We start from the raw sequence: 19,241 nt of genomic DNA on the forward strand, positions 1-19,241 counted from the left end.
CGCGGTCGGGCTTGCTTGTCTCCCGTCCCGGGCGCGGTCGGGCTTGCTTGTCTCCCGTCCCGGTCGCGGTCGGGCTTGCTTGTCTCCCGTCCCGGGCGCGGTCGGGCTTGCTTGTCTCCCGTCCCGGTCGCGGTCGGGCTTGCTTGTCTCCCGTCCCGGTCGCGGCCTGGCTTGCTCGCCTCCCGTCCCGGGCGCGGCCGGGTTCGCCTGTCTTCCGCTCCGGGCGCAGCCGGGCTTGCCTCCAGTTCCGGGCGGGGCTGTCTGGCTTGCCTCCTGCCCTGAGCGCGGCTGGGCTTGCCTGCTTTCTGCCCCGAGCGAGGCCGGGACTACCTGCTTTCTGCTCCGGGCGCGACCGGGCCCGCCCGCCTCCCAGCCCCAGCGCAACCCAGCCTCGCCCCCTCCCACCACATCCAACGCCCGCCCGCCACCCCGCCGAAACATCACGACGCGGCCGTCCGGGGAAACGTACGTGGACCCGCTTCTTTGTCCTATTCGTGTTCGTTGAGGAACGCGGAAGGACTCGTAGCCCTCCTTCTGTATGAAGGAACGAGCATTGGCAAGGGAAGCCGGGGACTGGTGTCATGGGTTTGACCAGCGAGACTACCGTTTATGTGGTGGCGGCCGTGGCCGTCGTCTGTGTGGCGTTGTTGGTCTGGGTGTGGCCAAGGCTCGCCAGTTCCGGGGTGCGGCCGGTGCTCGGACGGCTGGCGGCCGTCGGGGTGACACAGGTGGCGATCATCGCGGCGTTCGCGTGCTGGCTGAACTCGTCGTACCAGTTCTTCGGATCCTGGGGCGAGCTGTTCGGGAACGTCGACACCGCCCCCGTCGGCGTGACCCAGGCGGCCGACGACAACGGCGGCGCGACGGGTGTCGCCGTGAAGGGGGCCCTCGTGCAGCCCGCCTCCAACGAGCAGTTGAACCGGGTCAGCGGACTGCCCACCGGGTCCCCCGCGGTGAACGGCCGGGTGGAGTCCGTGAAGATCATCGGCCACACCACAGGTGTCGTAGACCCCGCGTTCGTCTATCTGCCGCCTCAGTACTTCCAGAAGGCCTACGCGAGGATGCGCTTCCCGGTGGTCGTCGCGCTCAGCGGCTACCCGGGCAGCATCTTCAACCTCGCCCAGTACCTGCGGGTGTCGCAGACCGCCGGACAACTGCAGAAGAGCGGCCAGATGCAGCCGACCATCATGGTGATGATCCGGCCCACCATCGCCCCGCCGCGCGACACCGAGTGTGTGAACGTCCCCGGCGGACCGCAGACCGAGACCTTCCTCGCCAAGGACCTTCCGCACGCGCTGCGGTCCACCTATCGGGTCGGCCGCGACGCCAGCGCCTGGGGTGTCATGGGCTACTCCTCCGGCGGCAGCTGCGCCCTCCAGCTCACGATGCGCAACCCGAAGGTGTACTCGACGGCCGCCGCCCTCTCGCCCGACTACAAGGTCAAGGACGACCCCACCACCGGCAACCTCTTCGGCAGCGGCCTCGGCCGGGTCAACCGGGTCAACGGACACGATCTGATGTGGCGGCTGAAGCACCTGCCCATTCCCCAGGTCTCCGTCCTGGTCGCCGAGAGCAAGCACGGCGAGCGGGGCTATCCGCAGACCCTCGCCTTCATCAAGGCCGTCAAGGCACCCATGCGGGTCGCGTCCATCCAGCCCGAGTCGGGCAGCCACAACTTCCCCACCTGGACCCGGGAGATGCCCGGTGCCCTGAAGTGGATGAACCAGCAACTCACCTTCCCCCAGGACGTCGCACCGCCCAAGCACCGCGCCAAGAAGGGCCACGGCACCGTACGGGCCGAGGGCACCGAGCCCACACCCACCACCAACACCCGCAGGTGACGCCGGCTCAGGCGAACTCGGTCGAGGGGACCGTGGCGTAGCGGCCCATCACCTCGATCGTCGACTCGGCGTCGAGTTCCCGGCCACCGGCGATCATGTCGCGCAGCTCGCGGAAGTACTGCACATACAGGTCGGGTGTGAAGGTGTTGATCATCACCGCGGGCTCGTCGCCGGGGTTGGCGAAGGTGTGCGGGGCACCCGGCGGGATCATCGCGAGGGTGCCCGCGGGGGCGATGTGGACGGTCTCGCCGATGGTGAAGTGCACGGTGCCGGAGACGACGTAGAAGCCCTCGTCGTGCTGGGCGTGCCGGTGCTGCGGCGGGCCCTGGGTGCGCGGGGCGAGGGTGATCTCGCCGATGCCCAGGCGGTGGCCGGTGGTGCTGCCGTCCTCCAGGATGCGCATGGTGGCCGGGCCCAGGTGGATCGTCTCGCCGTCGTCCGGACCGACCACGGAAACCTTGTTCATCGCCGACTCCCTTGTCCTCGCGGCGCGTTGTGCGCCCTTATGACGACAGTAGGCGGGGCAGCTCTCGTCGTGCAAGTGAACTCTCATGACGAGAGCCTGGCGTGATAAAGTGGCGAAGGGACGGACAGCCGCACCGAGCGAGAACGGGGATGTGACACACCCATGGCGACAGCACCGACGGGCACGGGCCGCAGCAACCAGAAGCAGCGCACCCGTACGGCGATCGTGGACGCGGCCCGCGAGTTGATCGGTGCGGGCAGCGAGGTGACCATGCCCGAGATCGCCCGCGCCGCCCTGGTCTCCGAGGCCACCGCCTACCGGTACTTCCCCGACCTGCCGTCACTGATCGGTGAGGCCCTGGCCGGTGTCTGGCCCGACCCCGTCGACGCGCTCGCCCCGGTCGCCGACTCCCGCGATCCGGTCGAACGGATCGCGTTCGCCTGCGAGTTCCTGCTGCGCGGCATACTGGCCCGTCAGGGCGGGGTGCGCGCGATGATGGCCGCGACCATCGTCCGCCCGGACATGGAGAGCATGAGGCCCGGGATCCGTTTCGGACTCATCGACCACGCCCTCGCGCCCCTGTCCGCCACCCTCGGCGTGACCGACCCGGACGCGTTCGTCCAGCTCAAGCGGAGCCTCGCGGTGGTCGTCGGCGCGGACGCGCTGTTCACCCTCACCGACCAGGTGGGGCTCACCCCCGACGAGGCCGTCGCCAGCGCCGTACGCACCGCGAAGACCCTGACGGAGGCGGCGGTGCGCACGGCGACGGAGGTGTAGGGCCGGGCTGGGTGTCCCTCAACTACCCTTCTGCGCCACGCCAGTTGGGTCCGCCGCCAGCCAGTGGCCGTCCGTCGTCCAGCCGAGGAGACGGCGGGCCCGGCCCCCGCTCGCCGAGCCGTCGGCGGCGAAGGTGCCACCGTCGGCGACCAGGCGCAGCCCCGCGAGGGCGGGCGCCAGCCGAGCGGCGACATGGCCGGGGTGACGGGCCGTCTCCTCGTCCAGGGCGTCGAGCACCCGCCGCTGTTCGGCGGGTGTGCACAGCGACAGGTGGAACACCAACTGCCGCCAGGCGTAAGCCGCGTCCTTGATCGTGGAGTACGGCCACGGGTTGTGGTGCACCCGGCCCGTCAGCCGGCACACGGCGCCGAAGCAGCGGCGCGCCAGGTCGGCCCACCCCGGTGCGGGGGCGATGCCCACCCGGTGGACCAACGTGGCCAGGTTGTGTGTGGTCAGGATCTGGGACTGCTCGATCACCTTGCCGTTGCCCGCCACCCAGGACCCGGACGAGGGCCCGGGCGGTCCCGCTGGGGCCGAGGACGCCGACGCGGCCCGCTCCGCGCACAGCCTGGCGAACCCCGGGGAGGTCCGGGGCCCGGACGAGCGGCCCGCCGTCTTGCTCGCCTCGGCGATCGACAGGTCGCGGATCGCCGCGTAGTCGATGCCGTAGTACCGCTCGTACAGCGAACCGCCCAGCAGTTCGCCCGCGATCCGGGCCGCCACCAGGAACTTGGGGCCGAAGGTGTCCATGAAGATGTCGGCGGCCAGCTCCTCCACCAGCGGTGCGCCCAGGCCGGACCGGCGGGCGAGCACGCCGAGTTCACGCACCAGCGGGTTGGGCAGGATCGTGCCTGGGAACGCCTGAACCGCCAGTTCGCCCAACTGCCGTAGCAGCAGGGCGGCTTCGACCGTGCCGTCGCCGCGGTGCGCTTCGACCGCCCGCACCCAGGGCAGTTCCTCGATCCGGATCTGCCGCTCCAGGTTGAGCAGCAGCAGGGAACGGCGGTTGCGGAACGCGGTGTAGTTCGCGGCCATCAGCGTCCGCAGCGCCTGGTCGGCGTAGGCGCGTGCGGTGGTGACGGCGACCAACTGCGGTACCAGTTCGGCCAGTACCTCGGCCGACGGGACGACCCCGCGTTCCACGAGGGTGGCTACCGGCGCGCTCAGCGTGCGTTCGACCACCCGGCGTACCGACTGCGGGAGTTCGGCCCCTGCGGGCACGCCGGTCTCCCGCTCCTCCGGTGCGGAGACCGGGGCGAGTACGGGGGTGGGGTCGGCGATGCCGAACTCCTGGGGCAGCACGGCGAGTCGGCCCAACGCCACCTGGGCCAGGGCGTGATGGGAGGGGAGGGCGGCCTGGGCCCCCTGGGCGCGGCGGAGTTCGGTGTGCGGGGCGGAGCCGGGCAGACCGCGCCGCCGCACCATCGAGGTGACGGCGTGCCGCAGTAGGCCGAGCCGCCCTGCGTCCAACTGCCGCCCGGCGACGGTCTCTTCCAGGGCCCCGCGCAGAATGCCCAGGTTCTGCTTCGGATCGCGGTGCTTCCCGCAGCGGGTGTGCTCCGCGGCCAGCAGTCGATAGCGGTCCAGGAGGGCGGCGCCGCGCTCCAACCACCCGTCGTCCGGGGCGAGTTCGAGGACCCGACCGTCCTCCCCGCCCGCCGTCTCCAGCCAGTGCGCGAGCAGTTCGTCACCGAACGGCTGCCATACGGTCAGTGCCTCGCGCTGGGTCTCCACGGCGGCGTTGGGGCGCCTCCGGACCAGGGTGTCCACGGCTTCGGAGACGCTACGACGGTGCACCGCGTCGGCGACGTCCGGGCCGCGCCGACCGGTCGACGGGCGCGGCAGGAACCGGAGTCGGCCCGCGAACGGCTCCAGTTCCGCGACCAGGTCCAGCGCACCGGCCGTCTCCCCGTGCCGCACCAGCCACGCCATGGTGAGCAGCGCGCCCTCCTCCGGCACGGTCACCTCGTACCGCCCGCTGTCCAACTGCCCCCACAACCAGGTGAGTCCGGTGTCGGTCAGGCAGTGGGCGAACAGCGCCCGCCGGTCCGCGGGCACGCCGAACCGCTCCGCGAGCCCGAGCTCGTACGGCTGGAGCGGGCCGCCCGCGCCCGGGGTCCCGGTGGCGAAACCGCCGCGCAGTACCTCGGGGGTGACCCAGGCCGGAAGCCCGGCCACCGGGGTGCGCGAACCGACCGTCAGTCGGCCGCCCGTCATCCCCGCGAGCACGGCACGCCAGCGCTTCGCGCGGCCCTCCGCGCGACGGCGGGTGTCGGTGTCCTCGTGGGTCAGCGCGGTCGTGAAGGCCTTGGCCAACTGGCCCAGGGCATAGCCCGGCGCCGGGGTGAGGTGCTGCTGCTCAGCGTCGTCATCCATAAGCCGACGTGGCGGGTTCCGCCCCCGCGCCCTCCGGGTCCAGAGCCCGGTGCTCTGCTACTGAGCTACACGCCGATGAGCAGCGACGTTAGACCCGCGACGGACGGCCGGACAAGTGGGTTTCGGTCAGAGCACCTTCCGGTGGACCAGCGCCGACAGCATCAGCGCCCCCGGCAGCAACGGCAGCCACACGGTCAGGACGCGGTAGCCGATGACGCTCGCCGTGGCCAGGTCCATGGGGGCGCCGAACGCGACCATCGTGAACACCGTCGCCGCGTCCACGGGACCGATCCCGCCGGGTGCGGGAACGGCGCCGACCGCCGTGCTGGCCGCGAGGAACGCCAGGACCACCTGGGCCCAGGACAGCGGCATGCCGAGCGAGGCGCCGACCGAGAAGATCACCGTCGCCTGGAGCACCGGGGCGGCCGCCGCTCCGCCCCACAGGGCGAGGATCCGACTGGGCATGGTGTGCAGTTGGCGTACGTCGGTCAGGGCGGTGCGGACACAGCGCAGCGCCGGGCGGCGCAGTCGGGGGACGGCCGTCAGCAGGACGGTGGCCGTGGTGAGAGCGGTCGCCAGACCGCCGAAGGCGAGGAGCAACGACCAGCCCCTGGGCGCGAGTTGGCCGAACTGGAGTATCTCGGGGAAGGAGACGAGGAAGACGAGCAGCACGAACGTCTTCGCGATCGGCCTGACCAGCGAGTACAGGGCGAGGGAGGCGGTGGCGCGGGCGAGGGGGATGCCGCGGCCCTGGAGGAAGCGCAGGGTGACGGCGTGGGCGCCGATGCTGGCCGGCAGGGCGTGGTTGGCGGCGCCGGCGGCGAACTGCGAGGCGATCAGCAGACCGGTCGGCAGCCGTTCGGGCACGGCACCCTGGCGGACGAGGGCGGCGGTGCCCCAGCCGAGGCAGGTGAAGAAGAGCGCGGCCAGCAGCCACCAGGGGTCGGCGGAGGCCAGCCGGGTGGTGCCGTCGTACATGGCATGCCAGTCGACCGCCGCCCACACCGCGATCAGCAGCAGGGGCAGCAGGGTCAGCACCTTGGTGGCGAGGCGGGCCGCGGCGGGGAGGCGGAAGGGGACGGGCACGGGAGCGGGGCCGGGGGTGGAGACGGGGAGCGGCCCGGGGAGGTCTTCGAGCGGAAGCAGGGGCACGAGACGAAACGTTCCCGCCTGGTATGACGTCGCGGTGTCCGTAAGCGGAAGGAGTGCGGGCGGGCGGGCGACGCGGACGGCACGGAGAGTGTGGGGCCGCGCGGAAGGAATGAGGCCGGGGCGAACTCATTGACGGGGCCGGGGTGAATTCATTGCCTGAATCAACAATCCATCGATTTGTTGACTTCCGGCTTATCGAGCCATTTGAATTCCATTATGACCCAAGCCGAGCGACCGTCCGCCGCCGCCACCGCCCTTCCCGTCGATCTCGACGAGGCGGCCCATCGCTGTCTGGTCGCCGGGTTCGACGGTGCGACGGCCGTGCCGCACACGCTGAAGCGGCTCGTCGACCGGGGCCTCGGCGGGGTCATCCTGTTCACCCGCAATGTCCGGGACGCCGAGCAGGTGCGCCGGCTCACCGACGAACTCCGCGCCATCCGCCCGGACTTGATCGTCGCCATCGACAACGAGGGCGGTGGCATCGGCCACTTGGTGAACGCCGGTGCCCCGGAGATCCCCGGCCCCTACGCCCTCGGTGTCGTCGACGACCCGGCCCTGACCGCCCGTTGCGCCGACGCGCTCGCCGGTCATCTCGCCACGCTGGGCATCACCGCTTCGTACGCCCCTGTCGCGGACCTCCAGCACCAGCCGCGCAACCCGATCGTGCGCACCCGCTCCTTCGGCGCCGACCCCGCCCTCGCCGCCCGCCATCTGCGCGCCTGGATCGCCGCCACCGACGTACGCGGCGTCGCCTCCTGCGCCAAGCACTTCCCGGGCCACGGCGGCACGGTCACCGACAGCCACCACGGTGTCGCGATCGACCCGCGGCCGTACGACCAACTCCTCGTCGATCTCGAACCGTTCCGCGCGGCCATCGCCGCGGGCGTGCCGATGCTGATGAGCGCCCATGTCGTCTTCCCGGCCCTGGACGGCAACCGCCCCGCCACCCTGAGCCGCCGCATCCTCGGCGATCTGCTCCGGCTCGAACTCGGCTTCGACGGTGTGCTCGTGAGCGACGCGCTGGAGATGAAGGCGATCGCCGACGCGTACGGCGAAGCGGCCGGGGCCCGGATCGCCCTCGCCGCGGGAGCGGACCAAGTCATCGTCGCCGTACCGGACTTGGAGACCACCCTGGCCTGCCGGGACGCCGTGCTCGACGCGCTGCACGCGCGGGTGCTGCCCGAGGAGCGGGTGTGGGAGGCGGCCGGGCGGGTGCGGCGGCTCGCCGAACGGTACGCGACCCCGCGCCGGACGGTCACCGCCTGGGACGCGGACGCGGGGCCGGAGGCGGCCCGCCGTGCCGTACGCTCCCGGCCCCTGCCGCCGCCGGTGCGCGGCGCCCATGTCGTCGACCTGTTCCCGGCCCCGCACCCCGCCCTGAACTGGGGCGGCGAGGACCTCCTCGCCGAACTCCACACCATCGACCCCACGGCCACCGGTACGACCCTCACCGAGGAACCGGCGGACCCCGCCGCCCTCGTCGACGCGATCCCGCGCGACGGCTCCCCGCTGGTGATCGCCACCTCCGACGCCGGCCTGCACCCCTGGCAGGCCCGGCTGCGCGACACCCTGACGGCCCGGCGACCCGACGCCCTACTGGTCGACACGGGGCTGCCGGAGGGCGGCGCCCTCTGTTCCTACGGGCGGGGGCGGGTCAATCTGCGGGCGGTCGCGGAGGTCCTGGCGGGCGCGTGAGCGTCATGAGCGGCGGCCACGGATGGAACCATGGTCGGCGATGAGCACTGATGTGATCCAGGATCCCGTGGGCGGTTCGGTGGGTGATCTCGTCGTCGGTCTCGATGCCGGCGGCACCCGCACCCGCGCCGTTCTCGCCGCCGCCGAGGACGGGCGCCCCCTCGACGAGGGTGTCGCCGGTCCCGGAAACGCCCTGACCGTCCCGGTGCCGCGACTCACCGGCCATCTCGTCGAGGCGCTCACCCTGGCTGTGCCCGAGTGGGCGCGCGCCCGTGTGGTGGCCGTGGCCGGTGGTTTCGCGGGTGCCACGGCGGCCTCCGCCGAGGAACCGGGCCACGTCAACGCCCGCGCCGCCCTCACCGCGGCGCTCAGGCACCTCGGCATCCGGGCCGACCAAATCCGCGTCTGCAGCGACATCGAGGCGGCCTTCGCCTCCGCCCCCGGGACCCCCGCCGACGGCCTCGCCCTGGTCGCCGGCACCGGCGCGGTCGCCCTGCGCATCACCGACCGCCGCTCCACCACCACCGTGGACGGCGACGGCTGGCTCCTCGGCGACGACGGCAGCGGCTTCTGGATCGGCCGGAGCGCGGTACGGGCCGCGCTGCGCATGGCGGACGGCCGGGGAGCGGCGACGGTGCTGGCGGTCTCGGTGGGGCGGGCGCTGGGGGTGCCCGACGCGGTACTCCCCGGCGACGGCGACTGGTCCGGCGCCCACCGCGAGGCCTACCGCATGCATGTCCTCCCCGCCGTCATGGCCGAACTCCCCGTCCGTCTCGCCCGCTTGGCCCCGCTGGTGGTCGAGGCGGCCGACGGGAAGGACGCCGTGGCGGAGCGGATTCTCGACGAGGCGGCGGACCAACTGACCGACACGGTAAGGGCGTTGCAACCGGCTTTCGGTGAACGGATCGTCGCCACGGGCGGTTTGCTGGGCCCCGAAGGCCCTCTGACGGCCCCCCTCGCCGCCCGCCTCCACACCCTCGGCCTGACCCTCGACTGGGTACCGGACGGCTGCGGCGGCGCGGTCGCCCTTGCCCGACTTGCCCACCGGGACGTCAACTAGCGGTCGTTTTCACGCGGGTTGAGGCTACCGGCCCCTGCGTGGCTTCACCGCGTGCTCCCCGGCGATGTGGTCCGTGAGGGCCAGTGAGGCGCTCGCGCGCTGGTAGGAGAGCTGGGCGATGCGGACGTAGAGACAGTCGATGAGGACCAGGACGGAGTGGCGGGCGCCGATGATGCCGGTGGGGAAACTCGTCGCCGAGGACGAGGAGATGAGCCGGATGTCGGCGGCGCGGGCGAGCGGTGAGCGGGGGTCGGAGGTGAGGGCGATGGTGGTGGCCCCGCGCTCCTTGGCGAGTGCGAACGGCTCGGTGGTCTCGCGGGTCACACCGGAGTGGGAGATACCGATGGCGACGTCCGCCGGGGTGAGCAGGGCGGCGGAGGTGGCGGCCGCGTGCACCTCGGTCCAGCCGCGCACCGCGCAGCCGATCCGGAACAGCCGGGTCTCGGTCTCCTGGGCGATCGCCCCGCTGCCGCCGATGCCGTAGACGTCGATGCGCCGGGCGCGGGCGGCGGCCGTGGCCGCGCGCTCCACCGCGTCGAGGTCGATACGGTCGATGGTGTGCTGCACCGCGCGCAGATCCGCACTGCCCACGACCTGTACGACCCGTTCGAGATCGTCGTCCGGGGAGATGTCCGGGCCGATCTCGGCCGTGCCCCAGTCGGAGACCTCGCCGCGGCCGCGCTCCTGGGCCAGCTCGATCAGCAGATGCTGATACGAGTCGAGGCCCACCGCCCGGCAGAACCGCGTCACCGTCGCCTGCGAGGTGCCGGTGCGGCGACCCAGCTCGGCGGCCGAGCAGTGGGTGACGGCGGCCGGATCCTCCAGGATCAGCTCGCCGACCTTACGCAGCGAGCCGGCCAGCCGGGGCAGCTCGGCGCGGATCAGGGAGGTGACGTCTGTCGGGGGCATGTGCAGAAGGTATCAGCCACCCCAGAGGCCCTCGATTGAATACCAGGACCGTGTGTGATTCATTGATTCAATATTCTAGGAATAAATAGGTGGTTTGATCCACCGGTGGGGAGACTTTCGTGTCCGCCGAGTCCGTGAGCGCTGAGACCTTCGCGCGCGAGAGCCTGGCCGTCCTCCAGCGCGTCACCGAGTCCAGCCGGGACAGCGTGTCCCGCGCCGCCGGGCTCATCGCGGACTGCGTCCGCACGGACGGCGTCATCCAGGCCTTCGGCACCGGCCACTCCCAGGCCCTGGTCCTCGAACTCGCGGGCCGGGCCGGGGGGTTGGTGCCCACCAACCGCCTCAGCATCGCCGACCTCGTCCTCTACGGAGGCGACGACCCGAGCGTCCTCGACGATCCGCTGCTGGAGCGGCGGGCCGGGATCGCCGACCGCCTCTACGACCTCGCCGGGCCACGCCCCCAGGACCTGTTCGTCATCGTCTCCAACTCCGGTGTCAACAAGGTGATCGTGGAGATGGCCCTAAGGGTGAAGGAGCGCGGCCACCGATTGCTGGCCCTCACCTCGCTCGCCCACACCAGCGCCGTCCCCGCGGCCCACCCGAGTGGCAAGAAGCTCGCCGACCTCGCCGACGTCGTCCTCGACAACGCGGCCCCGCGCGGCGACGCCCTCCTCGAACTCCCGGGCGGGGGCGTGGTCTGCGCCCTGTCCACTCTCACCGGCGCGATGCTCGTCCAACTGTCGGTCGCGGAGGCGGCGGGCCGGCTGCTCGCCTCGGGGGAGCGGCCTCCCGTATACGTTTCGGCCAATGTGCCGGGCGGCTTCGAGGGCAATCTGGAGCTGGAGAAGCGCTACGAGGGACGCATCCGCCGTACCGCGAGCTGACCCGTCGTAGGGGCGGAGACGGGCGGCCGGAGCCCCCGGAACCGGGCCGCGGCCGCTCGTCGCCCCTTGGCGCCGTGCTCGACGAGAGTCAGACGGAAAATGATGGAATCACCGAGTGATGCTAGACGCGGTGAATGCATCATTCAATGGGGGGCGACGACGGCCGACGTGTCCTGACTGCTTAGTCGCGCCGGGCCACCAGCCGATAGGCGTTCGACACCCCCAGCCGGGCCGACAGCCGCTTCACCACGAACCGGTCCAGGAGCGTGCCCAGGATCAGCGCCGGGATGCCGGCGATCAGGACCGCCGCGCGGAGCGTGCGGGCGGCGCCGGTCGGGGGTTTCGGGAGCCAGGGGAGGTTGTCGCGGGGCGCGGCCGTGTCCAGGGCCAGCCAGGTTCCGGCGAGGAGGTCGACCGGGTCGTGCGGCTCGGCGTGCTGTTCCGCCACGACCGTGAAGCCCAGGTCGGTGAGGCGGCGGCGCAGGTTCTCGACCGGGATGAAGTGCAGGTGCTGGGGCTGGAGCCAGGGCAGCCACCAGCGGCCGAGGAGGGCGGCGTACCGGCTGTCGGGGTCCGGGACCTCGATCAGGAGGTGGCCGCCGGGGCGCACCGCCCGGTGTGCCGCCGCCAGTTCGCGCTCGGGCTCCGTGCTGTGCTCCAGGTAGTGGAACATGCTGACGACGTCGTAGTGGCCCGCGAGATCCGGGGCCAGTTCGGGGAAGCTGCCGCGGTAGCCGCGCTCCACCCGGCCCGCCTGCTCGGCGAGTTCGGCGCCGTCCGTGAAGTCGAGGCCGTCGAAGGTGGTGTCGGGGTACACCGTGCGGGCCGACTCGCAGAAGTGGCCGTGACCCGTGCCGACGTCCAGCCAGTTCTTGGGAGTCGGGGAGTGCGGGAGCAGTGACTGTGCTCGCTGCTCGTACATCTTGGTACGGGCCGCGAACGTGTTGCCCAACTGCTTCTCGCCCAGGCCGTCGTAGAAGTCCCGGTAGTAGAACTCCAGCCCCGCCGGGCTCAGTCGGGGATTCTGGAACGTGTGCCGGCAGTCCTCGCAGCGGTCCAGGACGAAGGTGCCCGGCTTGTGCTGGATCAGGTCCTTCGTGCGCAACCGGGTCCGCAGCCGCGACGAGTCGCACCAGGGGCAGGTCTCGCGCCTGGGCTCGAAGAAGCGGGCCAGGCCGTCGGCGAGGTCGGCCTGGTAGATCGGGCGCAGGGCCGCCACCTGGTCGTTGCGGCTCGGTGCCTTGAGGTCGTCCGCGTTGCTCACTGGGTCTCCTTGAAGGGCGCGCCGGTGGCCAGCAGCTCCAGATGGGTCGCCGCCGCACGGCTGCCTCCGGCCGCGCGGAACGCCGTACGGATGCGGCCCGCCGCGGCGCGGTGGTCGGGTTCGTGGAGTACGGCGTCGATCGCCGCGCCCAGCTTCGGTGCGGTGACCCGGCCGAAGCGGACCCGGATGCCCGCGCCCGCGCCGGTGACCTGCCCGGCGATCACCGGCTGGTCGTCGCGGATGGGCGCCACGACGAGGGGGACGCCGTGCCACAGCGCCTCGCAGACCGTGTTGTGCCCGGCGTGCGAGACGACCGCGTCCGCCCTTTCGAGGAGCGGGAGTTGGGGGATCGAGGGGAGAATCAGGAGGTCCTTGTCCTGTTCTTCGGGGGCCGCGTCGAGCGCGTTGCCCGGATCCGCGATCACCGCCTGGACGCGGTCCGTTCGGGCCCGCAGTGCCGTCACGCACTCGGTGAGGAAACGGGCGCCCACGTCGGTGTTGGCGGTGCCGAGGCTGACCAGGACCAGGGAGCGGGCCGGGTCCAGCCAGTCCCAGGGGAAGTCCGGCGCGGCCGGGCGGGGCGCGATCGACGGGCCGACCCAGCGGATCTGCTCGCCTTGCCGCGCCTCGGGGCCGACGAGTTCGGGAGTGCTGAACGCCAGCACCAGATGCGGCGAGAAGCGCGGGTCGGCGGTGCCGGACGGGTCGCCGATGCCGGCGCGGAGTCCGTGCAGCAACTCGTCGAGCCACAGGGCGACTTTGGGCATCCCCGCGAGGACGTCGGTGAACTCGGCCGAGGTGGTGGCCGAGGTCGCCCACGGTATGCCGAGGCGTTCCGCCACCAGCCCACCGGCCAGAGCCTGTTGGTCGGCGACGAGCGCATCCGGCCCGAACTCCGCGACGGCGGCGGCGACTCCGGGCGCCATCTGCTCGGCGAGCGGCGCGAGGAAGGCCTCCCACAGGAACTTCAGCGCCTCGGGGCCGCGGATGTCGGGCGGCCGGATGCCCTCGCCCGTGCCCGGCACCGGTCCGGCGCACGGGAACACCCGCGCCGACTCCCCGGCGAGTCGCCGTACGAGAGCGGGATCGGCGCATGCCCACGCCAACTCGTGGCCGCGCGAAGCGAGTTCGGTCGCCACGGCCGCCGCCGGGTTGATGTGGCCGACCAAAGGCGGTACGACGAACAGGAACCGGCTCACCGGGCCGCCACCTCGGCGGCCCCCGTCGCGCTCGCCCGCTGTATCAGGGAGAGGATGTGGGTGCCGACCGTGCCCGCCGCCTCCACCAGCACGGAGTGCTCGTGGCCGGGTACGACGACGGTCCGACAGTCCGGGAGCATGGACTCCAGCCACGGGGCGAGCAGGGCGAGGTCCGAGTCGCCGCCGTAGATGCCGAGCACCGGGCAGCGGACGGCACGGACCTGATCGTCCGTCAGGACTTTGCTGAGCGGGATGTCCCGGGAGAGGGAGGTCTCCCGGGCCAGCCGCGCGGCGCCCTTGGCGAGGCGGGCGGTGTTGTGGCCGCGGTTCGCGCTGATCCAGGCGAGCGCGTCGTCCTCGTTGTGCGCCAGCTCGTGCAGCACGCGGTGCAGGATGCCGCCGAGCTTCGGCGCCCAGGCCGCGGTCGCCGGTTCCGACTCGATGAGGGAGACGCTGGCGGCGCGCTCCGGATGCCGGGCCGCGTAGCCGAACGCGACCGTCCCGCCGTAGGAGTTGCCGACCAGATGCACCGGGCCGGTCACCTCCAGTCGGTCGAGGAGCGCCTCCAGGTCGTCGATGTTGTCGTCGAGGGTGTAGCCGGTGTCGGGGCGCCCGCTCCGGCCGTGGCCGCGCAGGTCGTACATGACCACGTCGATGCCGGCCAGCGCGAACGGCGGGGCGATCGTGAAGTAGTAGCTGGCCAGGCTGTCGGTGAGCAGCCCGTGCACCAGCACCGCCGTCGCGGTAGGGCGGCGGTTCTCGGGCGGGCTCATTCGCTGTACGTGCAACCGGAGTTGACCGGTGTCGACCATCGCCATGGGTCAGCCCGCCTCGGCTGCCTTGAGGCTCTGCACGACGTACTCCACGAGCCGGCCGACGGTGAGTTCGATGATCTCGTCGAACTCCATCCCGGCCAGGAACTCCGCGAAGTTGACCTTCGTGCCGTAGTGCTCCTGGAGCAGCCCGGCCAGGGTCACCAGGTCGATGCTCTCCAGCTCCAGGTCGCGGTTGAAGGTCGTCGTCATGGTGATCTCGACGTCGTCGACGCCGTACTCGTCCTCCAGCAGCGCGGTCAGCATGCCGGTGAGGTCGGCGAGAACGGTGTCCTCGGTGGTGGGGGTGGTCATCGGTCGTACTCCTCCTCGTGCGCGGGTCCCGTCGTCCAGGCCACGACGTAGGTCCGGTCCGGCAGAGCGGGGGGATTGCCGGCCGGCTCGCAGTGCACCGTGTAGGCGCGTTCCAGGCGTCCCGACACCAACAGCCGTGAACCGGAGACGACTTGGAAGACGGCGAAGTCGCGGGGCCGGCCGCGGAAGCCGGTGCCCTCCGCCTTGGCGACCGCTTCCTTCGCCGCCCAGAAGCGGGCGAACCAGAGCGCCTCCGACTCGCCGGTGGCGGTCGACTGGGCACGCAGCAGCGCGAGTTCTTCCTCGCCGAGCGCGGTGGTGAGCGTGCTGGGAGGGCGGTCCACGACCTCCTCGATGTCGATCCCGGGGCCGGGACCGGGGGAGTGCGGCCGTACGATCGCGACCGCCGCCTCGGCGCGGTGCGCCAGCGAGACATCCAGCGGGGGCAGGGTGCGGCCGTGCAGACCGGTGACGTACGGGCGGCCCGACTCGTCGTTGTGGACCCGGATCTCCGCCGGGAAGACGGGCCCCTCGCCGTGGCCCCAAAGCCACTGCCGTACCGCGTCCTTCATCGCGATCCGGCCCAGCAGCCACTGCCGGCGGCCGCGCGGCGGATGCTCGGCGTACTGCGAACGCTCCACGCTGCTCAGCGAGTTGCGCATGATCAGGTCGCGGGAGGCGAGGTCGGGCCAGCGCTCGTTCAGCAGGGTCCGGCCGCCCGGGCGGGCCTCCGAGAGGGTGTTGCGCTCGGGGAACCGCTCGACCGGCCTGGTCTGCGGGTCGTTGTCGAAACGCCGGTCCTGCCAGCCGGTCAGCTCCGCCCACACCTCGCCGTCGACCGTGAGCCGCACATCGGCTTCGAGCGCGGTGTCGGTGAGCGAGGTGATCCGCACCAGGCACTCCACCTCGGTGCCCGGGCGCGGATGAGGGCCGTAGAAGCGCATCTCGCGCATGCCGACCGGGAAGACGACGGTGCGTTCGGTGCGGGTCGCCATGATCCAGTAGCCGAGGATCTGGCCGACGTTGTCGAGCAGGGCGCCGGGGGCGGGGGGTGTGGTGATCACTCCGCGGACGTGGCGGTCGCCGATCGCGGTGAGTTCGGTGACGCCCTGGAACGCCGGGCCGTGGAACATCCAGCGCTCGTCGTAGAGATGGGACGCGGTGTGGTCGGGGGTGCGTTCGGTGGCGGGGTCGGGGAGTTGGTGGGGCTGAGGCGCGGCGGCGTGCGCGGGGGCCAGCTCGACCACCGCGCGTGCGTGCGGGCCGAAGGAGACGGCTAGCCGGCCGGAGGCCTCGGTGGTCACCCGCACCGGTACGTCGACCGACGGTGTCGCCGTCAGCCACCGGTCGAACCGCGCGTCGTGCACGGCGACCGCCCGCATACCGGGCGCGGTCCGCTCCGCCGCCTCGATGATGTGCTGGACGATCGTGGTGGCCGGGACCACCGGCCAACGGTCCGCGACATCCGGCCAGTTGGCGCGCTGTGGGAAGAAGCAGTGGTCCATGAGGTACGGCATCGAGTCCGGTGAGACATGGACCGTGGTCTGCCATTCCCGTGCGGGAGCGGGTGGTTGGCGGCTCGGAACGGGGAGGGCCGCCACGGCCCGGCGGCCGCTGCCCGCGGTGATGAGCTGGGCGGCCGTGTCGGCGGTGTCGCGCAGCAGGGCGTCCAACTCGGCTGCGGCCGGGAAGCGTTCGGTGAGGGCGTCCAAGGGAGAAGCCGTGGTGCTCGGAAGAGGTGTGCGCAGTTCCGCCCGCAGCTTCACCAGGCTCGGGCCGTCGAGCGACACGAGCGCCCCGTCCAGGTCGAGCCGTATGGGAGGCCGGTCCCGCCGTGGGGTGGTCGTGGCCTTCCCGGACGCCGGCACGGCCGGGTCGACCGCCCCGCCCGCCGACCACAACGCCACGGCCACGCGCCGGAGTTGGGCAAGACCGGAGCGGTGGGGCGAGTTGGCGGCCACCACCAGGTGGTCGCGTCCGCTCAGCGTCGCGTCGATGAGGGAACCGAGTTGGCCGGTGCCGACCTGGACGAAGGCGCGATGACCGGCCGCGTACATGGCCTCGACGAGCTGCCGGAAGCGCACCGGCTCCAGCAGGTGCCGGATGAACAGCTCGCGCACGGCCGTCTCGTCCGAGGGGTACGGCGCGGCGGTCGTCCCGGACCAGAGGGGGACCGTCGGCGGGTGGAGACGGAAGCGGTTCGCGGCGGCTTCGATCGGCGCGAGGTAGGGCCTCAACATCGGTGTGTGGAAGCCCGATTGGAACGGCAGTACCTGGCTGAGGACACCCTGCGCGCGGAAGGACCGCACGAACTCGTCCACGGCCTGGTCCGGCCCGCACACCATCGACTGACCCGGCGCGTTGTCGTGGGAGAGGACGATCCCGGCGTCCGCCCAGTCGTCGGCGAGCGCCGACAGCACGCGCTCGGCCGGGGCCCCGATCGCGCCGAAGGCCAGCCCCGGCACCGTCACCGAGTCGGGGTCGAAGGACTCCATGAAGCCGCCGACCTCGTCCGCCGAGTACACCCCGGCGGCCGTCATCGCCGTCCACTCGCCCACACTGTGCCCGGCGACCGCGTCCGGGACGATGCCCATCCGGCGCAGCGCCGCGTCCAACAGCCGCCCGACACCCACCACATCGAAGCCGTGGCGGCCGACGTCCCCCACCTGTGCGGGAGTTGGCGACCTCGTCTCGCGCAGTCCGAAGTGCGCGGCGACATCCTCGACCCGGGGCGTGAAGTCGCCCTCCAGGCCGGGGAAGACGAAAGCCAGCCCGCCCCCGCCGGGCCCGATCAGCGGGCTCGGCGTGAACCACACATCGCTACGGCCCTGCCACGCCCGCCCCTTGGCGACCGCACGGCGGGCGAGCGCGAGCCGCTTGGCGTCCGGGGCGACGATCCCGAGCCGGGAGCGGCCCGACGCAGGACGCGTGTGGCCTGCGGCCAAGAGGGTTGAGTCGTCGGCCTCCAGCAGCGCGGCGAGGGCCTCGGGGCTGTCGGCGGCGAGGGTCAGCACACGTTCCGGTTCGTCTACGAGCACCGCCGCCGCACGTGGTGCGCGGGCCCCCGGCGCCTCCTCCAGCACGACATGCGCGTTGATGCCGCCGAACCCGAACGCGTTGACCGCAGCCCGCCGCACCGGCTGCTCGGAAGTCGTCTCCCAGGGCGCCGCCTTCTCCAGCGGGCGGAACCGCGTGGCCGCGAGCGCCGGATGCGGGTCGTCGCAGTGCAGGGTCGGCAGCAGCATGCCGTGGTGGACGGCGAGGGCCGCCTTGATCAGACCGGCGACCCCGGCGGCCGGCATGGTGTGGCCGATCATCGACTTCACCGAGCCGATGACCGCACTGCCCTGAGATGTGCCGGTGTCCCCGAACACCTCGACCAGCGTGGCGAGTTCGGCCGCGTCACCGGCGGGTGTCGCCGTGCCGTGCGCCTCCAGCAGACCTATCGAGTCGGGCCGCGCCGGGTCGAGCCCCGCCGCCTCCCAGGCCTGCCGTACGGCATGGGTCTGGCCGGTCGAGTCGGGGTTGACGAGACTCGCGGCCCGGCCGTCGCTGGACACACCGGTGCCCCGGACGACGGCGTAGATCCGGTCGCCGTCGCGCTCGGCGTCGGCGAGGCGCTTGAGGACGACGACTCCCGTGCCCTCGCCGATCAGGATGCCGTCGGCATAGCGATGGAAGGGGCGGATGCGCTGGCTCGGGGAGAGCGCGCGCAGTTGGGAGAAGACGCTCCACAGCGTGATGTCGTGGCAGTGGTGGACACCGCCCGCCAGCATCAAGTCGCAGCGCCCGGCGGCCAGTTCGGTCACCGCCTGGTCCACGGCGATCAGTGAGGACGCGCAGGCCGCGTCCACCGTGTACGCCGGGCCGCGCAGGTCGAGCCGGTTGGCGACCCGGGACGCCGCGAGGTTCGGCACCAGGCCGATGACCGACTCGGGACTGTCCGGGCCGAGCCGCTCGGTGAACGCCGTGCGGATCCGGTCGAGTTGGCCAGGGTCCAGGTCGGGCAGCAACTCGCCCAGGGTGCGCACGAGTTGGCCCGCCGTACGGACCCGCTGGTCCAGGCGGACCAGGCCGGGGGTGAGATAGCCGCCCCGGCCGAGCACGACACCGACGCGCCGCCGGTCGGGCAGTCGGGACTCGCCGCCCGCGTCGGCGAGGGCGGCGGCGGCCACATGGAGGGCGATGAGCTGGTCGGGTTCGGTGCCGGGCACCGAGTTCGGCATGATGCCGAACCGGGTGACCTCGACCTCGGCCAGCGCGTCGACGAACCCGCCGCGCCGGCAGTACACCTGGTCGGCGACGGCCGGACCGCTCGCGGAGTCCGGGCGGTAGTAGTCCCCGTCCCATCGCCCGTCCGGCACCTCGCTGATGGCATCCGTGCCGGCCAGCAGATTGCGCCAGTACGCGTCGAGGTCGGCGGCGCCGGGCAGCAGCACCGACATGCCCACGATGGCGACCGGCACGTGACGGTCCGTCATGCCGGACATG

General features: G+C 72.3%; 14 protein-coding genes and 1 tRNA gene. 5 read left to right on the forward strand and 10 right to left on the reverse strand.

All coding sequences use genetic code 11. The annotated features are described in order from the left end of the window. Positions 1-581 precede the first annotated feature (581 nt). Positions 582-1,841 carry an alpha/beta hydrolase-fold protein gene (locus ABZT04_RS17385; protein ID WP_356057318.1) on the forward strand — a complete coding sequence of 420 codons (1,260 nt, stop codon included), beginning with the start codon at positions 582-584 and terminating at the stop codon, positions 1,839-1,841. A 7-nt stretch (positions 1,842-1,848) separates the two neighbouring features. On the opposite strand, the gene ABZT04_RS17390 is transcribed toward ABZT04_RS17385, so the two are convergent. Continuing rightward, positions 1,849-2,307 carry a cupin domain-containing protein gene (locus ABZT04_RS17390; protein WP_356057321.1) on the reverse strand — a complete coding sequence of 153 codons (459 nt, stop codon included), beginning with the start codon at positions 2,305-2,307 and terminating at the stop codon, positions 1,849-1,851. Positions 2,308-2,469: 162 nt separating this feature from the next. Here ABZT04_RS17390 and ABZT04_RS17395 point away from each other — a divergent pair, with 162 nt between their 5' ends. Next, positions 2,470-3,084 (forward strand): TetR/AcrR family transcriptional regulator, encoded by a 615-nt coding sequence (locus ABZT04_RS17395; protein ID WP_356057323.1) that lies wholly within the window; start codon positions 2,470-2,472, stop codon positions 3,082-3,084. An 18-nt stretch (positions 3,085-3,102) separates the two neighbouring features. Here ABZT04_RS17395 and ABZT04_RS17400 read toward each other — a convergent pair whose 3' ends face one another. The 3 genes from ABZT04_RS17400 to ABZT04_RS17410 form a co-directional block, all read right to left on the reverse strand. Further along, positions 3,103-5,460, reverse strand: a complete 2,358-nt coding sequence (locus tag ABZT04_RS17400) for a hypothetical protein (RefSeq protein WP_356057325.1) — start codon at positions 5,458-5,460, stop codon at positions 3,103-3,105. A 3-nt stretch (positions 5,461-5,463) separates the two neighbouring features. Beyond that, positions 5,464-5,535: transfer RNA gene (locus ABZT04_RS17405), tRNA-Gln, on the reverse strand. A gap of 51 nt (positions 5,536-5,586) precedes the next feature. Beyond that, positions 5,587-6,612: a lysylphosphatidylglycerol synthase transmembrane domain-containing protein gene (locus ABZT04_RS17410; protein WP_356057327.1), complete on the reverse strand. Its 1,026-nt coding sequence runs from the start codon at positions 6,610-6,612 to the stop codon at positions 5,587-5,589. Between the two features lie 216 nt (positions 6,613-6,828). On the opposite strand from ABZT04_RS17410, the gene ABZT04_RS17415 reads away from it, so the two are divergent. Beyond that, entirely contained in the window at positions 6,829-8,307 is a 1,479-nt protein-coding gene (locus ABZT04_RS17415) for a glycoside hydrolase family 3 N-terminal domain-containing protein (RefSeq protein ID WP_356057329.1), read from the forward strand. 40 nt (positions 8,308-8,347) lie between these two features. Next, positions 8,348-9,367 carry a BadF/BadG/BcrA/BcrD ATPase family protein gene (locus ABZT04_RS17420; RefSeq protein WP_356057331.1) on the forward strand — a complete coding sequence of 340 codons (1,020 nt, stop codon included), beginning with the start codon at positions 8,348-8,350 and terminating at the stop codon, positions 9,365-9,367. Between the two features lie 24 nt (positions 9,368-9,391). Here the strand turns inward: ABZT04_RS17420 and ABZT04_RS17425 are convergent, their stop codons facing one another. Next, positions 9,392-10,276 (reverse strand): MurR/RpiR family transcriptional regulator, encoded by an 885-nt coding sequence (locus ABZT04_RS17425; RefSeq protein ID WP_356057333.1) that lies wholly within the window; start codon positions 10,274-10,276, stop codon positions 9,392-9,394. A 119-nt stretch (positions 10,277-10,395) separates the two neighbouring features. Between ABZT04_RS17425 and ABZT04_RS17430 the strand changes: the two genes are divergently transcribed. Further along, positions 10,396-11,160 carry an SIS domain-containing protein gene (locus ABZT04_RS17430; RefSeq protein ID WP_356057335.1) on the forward strand — a complete coding sequence of 255 codons (765 nt, stop codon included), beginning with the start codon at positions 10,396-10,398 and terminating at the stop codon, positions 11,158-11,160. A 181-nt stretch (positions 11,161-11,341) separates the two neighbouring features. On the opposite strand, the gene ABZT04_RS17435 is transcribed toward ABZT04_RS17430, so the two are convergent. The 5 genes from ABZT04_RS17435 to ABZT04_RS17455 are packed head-to-tail and all read right to left on the reverse strand — an operon-like array spanning position 11,342 to position 19,231. After that, positions 11,342-12,424, reverse strand: a complete 1,083-nt coding sequence (locus tag ABZT04_RS17435) for a class I SAM-dependent methyltransferase (protein WP_356057337.1) — start codon at positions 12,422-12,424, stop codon at positions 11,342-11,344. Beyond that, positions 12,421-13,623: a glycosyltransferase gene (locus ABZT04_RS17440; protein WP_356057339.1), complete on the reverse strand. Its 1,203-nt coding sequence runs from the start codon at positions 13,621-13,623 to the stop codon at positions 12,421-12,423. Before ABZT04_RS17440 ends, ABZT04_RS17435 begins: the two co-directional genes overlap by 4 nt. Beyond that, on the reverse strand, positions 13,620-14,441 hold the full coding sequence (locus ABZT04_RS17445) for an alpha/beta hydrolase (RefSeq protein WP_356057341.1): 822 nt from the start codon (positions 14,439-14,441) through the stop codon (positions 13,620-13,622). Before ABZT04_RS17445 ends, ABZT04_RS17440 begins: the two co-directional genes overlap by 4 nt. 3 nt (positions 14,442-14,444) lie before the next feature. Then, on the reverse strand, positions 14,445-14,750 hold the full coding sequence (locus ABZT04_RS17450) for an acyl carrier protein (RefSeq protein WP_356057343.1): 306 nt from the start codon (positions 14,748-14,750) through the stop codon (positions 14,445-14,447). After that, positions 14,747-19,231 (reverse strand): beta-ketoacyl synthase N-terminal-like domain-containing protein, encoded by a 4,485-nt coding sequence (locus tag ABZT04_RS17455; protein ID WP_356057345.1) that lies wholly within the window; start codon positions 19,229-19,231, stop codon positions 14,747-14,749. The genes ABZT04_RS17450 and ABZT04_RS17455 overlap by 4 nt, the downstream gene beginning before the upstream one ends. Between the last annotated feature and the right edge of the window lie 10 nt (positions 19,232-19,241).

It is taken from the genome of Streptomyces sp. NPDC005492 (assembly GCF_040605995.1).
Lineage (GTDB): Bacteria > Actinomycetota > Actinomycetes > Streptomycetales > Streptomycetaceae > Streptomyces.

What these genes read in the sequence shown, in the direction of transcription:
- ABZT04_RS17385 (WP_356057318.1), top strand. Translation starts at nt 582, where the DNA reads ATGGGTTTGACCAGCGAGACTACCGTTTATGTGGTGGCGGCCGTGGCC.
- ABZT04_RS17390 (WP_356057321.1), bottom strand. Translation starts at nt 2,307, where the DNA reads ATGAACAAGGTTTCCGTGGTCGGTCCGGACGACGGCGAGACGATCCAC.
- ABZT04_RS17395 (WP_356057323.1), top strand. Translation starts at nt 2,470, where the DNA reads ATGGCGACAGCACCGACGGGCACGGGCCGCAGCAACCAGAAGCAGCGC.
- ABZT04_RS17400 (WP_356057325.1), bottom strand. Translation starts at nt 5,460, where the DNA reads ATGGATGACGACGCTGAGCAGCAGCACCTCACCCCGGCGCCGGGCTAT.
- ABZT04_RS17415 (WP_356057329.1), top strand. Translation starts at nt 6,829, where the DNA reads ATGACCCAAGCCGAGCGACCGTCCGCCGCCGCCACCGCCCTTCCCGTC.
- ABZT04_RS17420 (WP_356057331.1), top strand. Translation starts at nt 8,348, where the DNA reads ATGAGCACTGATGTGATCCAGGATCCCGTGGGCGGTTCGGTGGGTGAT.
- ABZT04_RS17425 (WP_356057333.1), bottom strand. Translation starts at nt 10,276, where the DNA reads ATGCCCCCGACAGACGTCACCTCCCTGATCCGCGCCGAGCTGCCCCGG.
- ABZT04_RS17445 (WP_356057341.1), bottom strand. Translation starts at nt 14,441, where the DNA reads ATGGCGATGGTCGACACCGGTCAACTCCGGTTGCACGTACAGCGAATG.
- ABZT04_RS17450 (WP_356057343.1), bottom strand. Translation starts at nt 14,750, where the DNA reads ATGACCACCCCCACCACCGAGGACACCGTTCTCGCCGACCTCACCGGC.
- ABZT04_RS17455 (WP_356057345.1), bottom strand. Translation starts at nt 19,231, where the DNA reads ATGACGGACCGTCACGTGCCGGTCGCCATCGTGGGCATGTCGGTGCTG.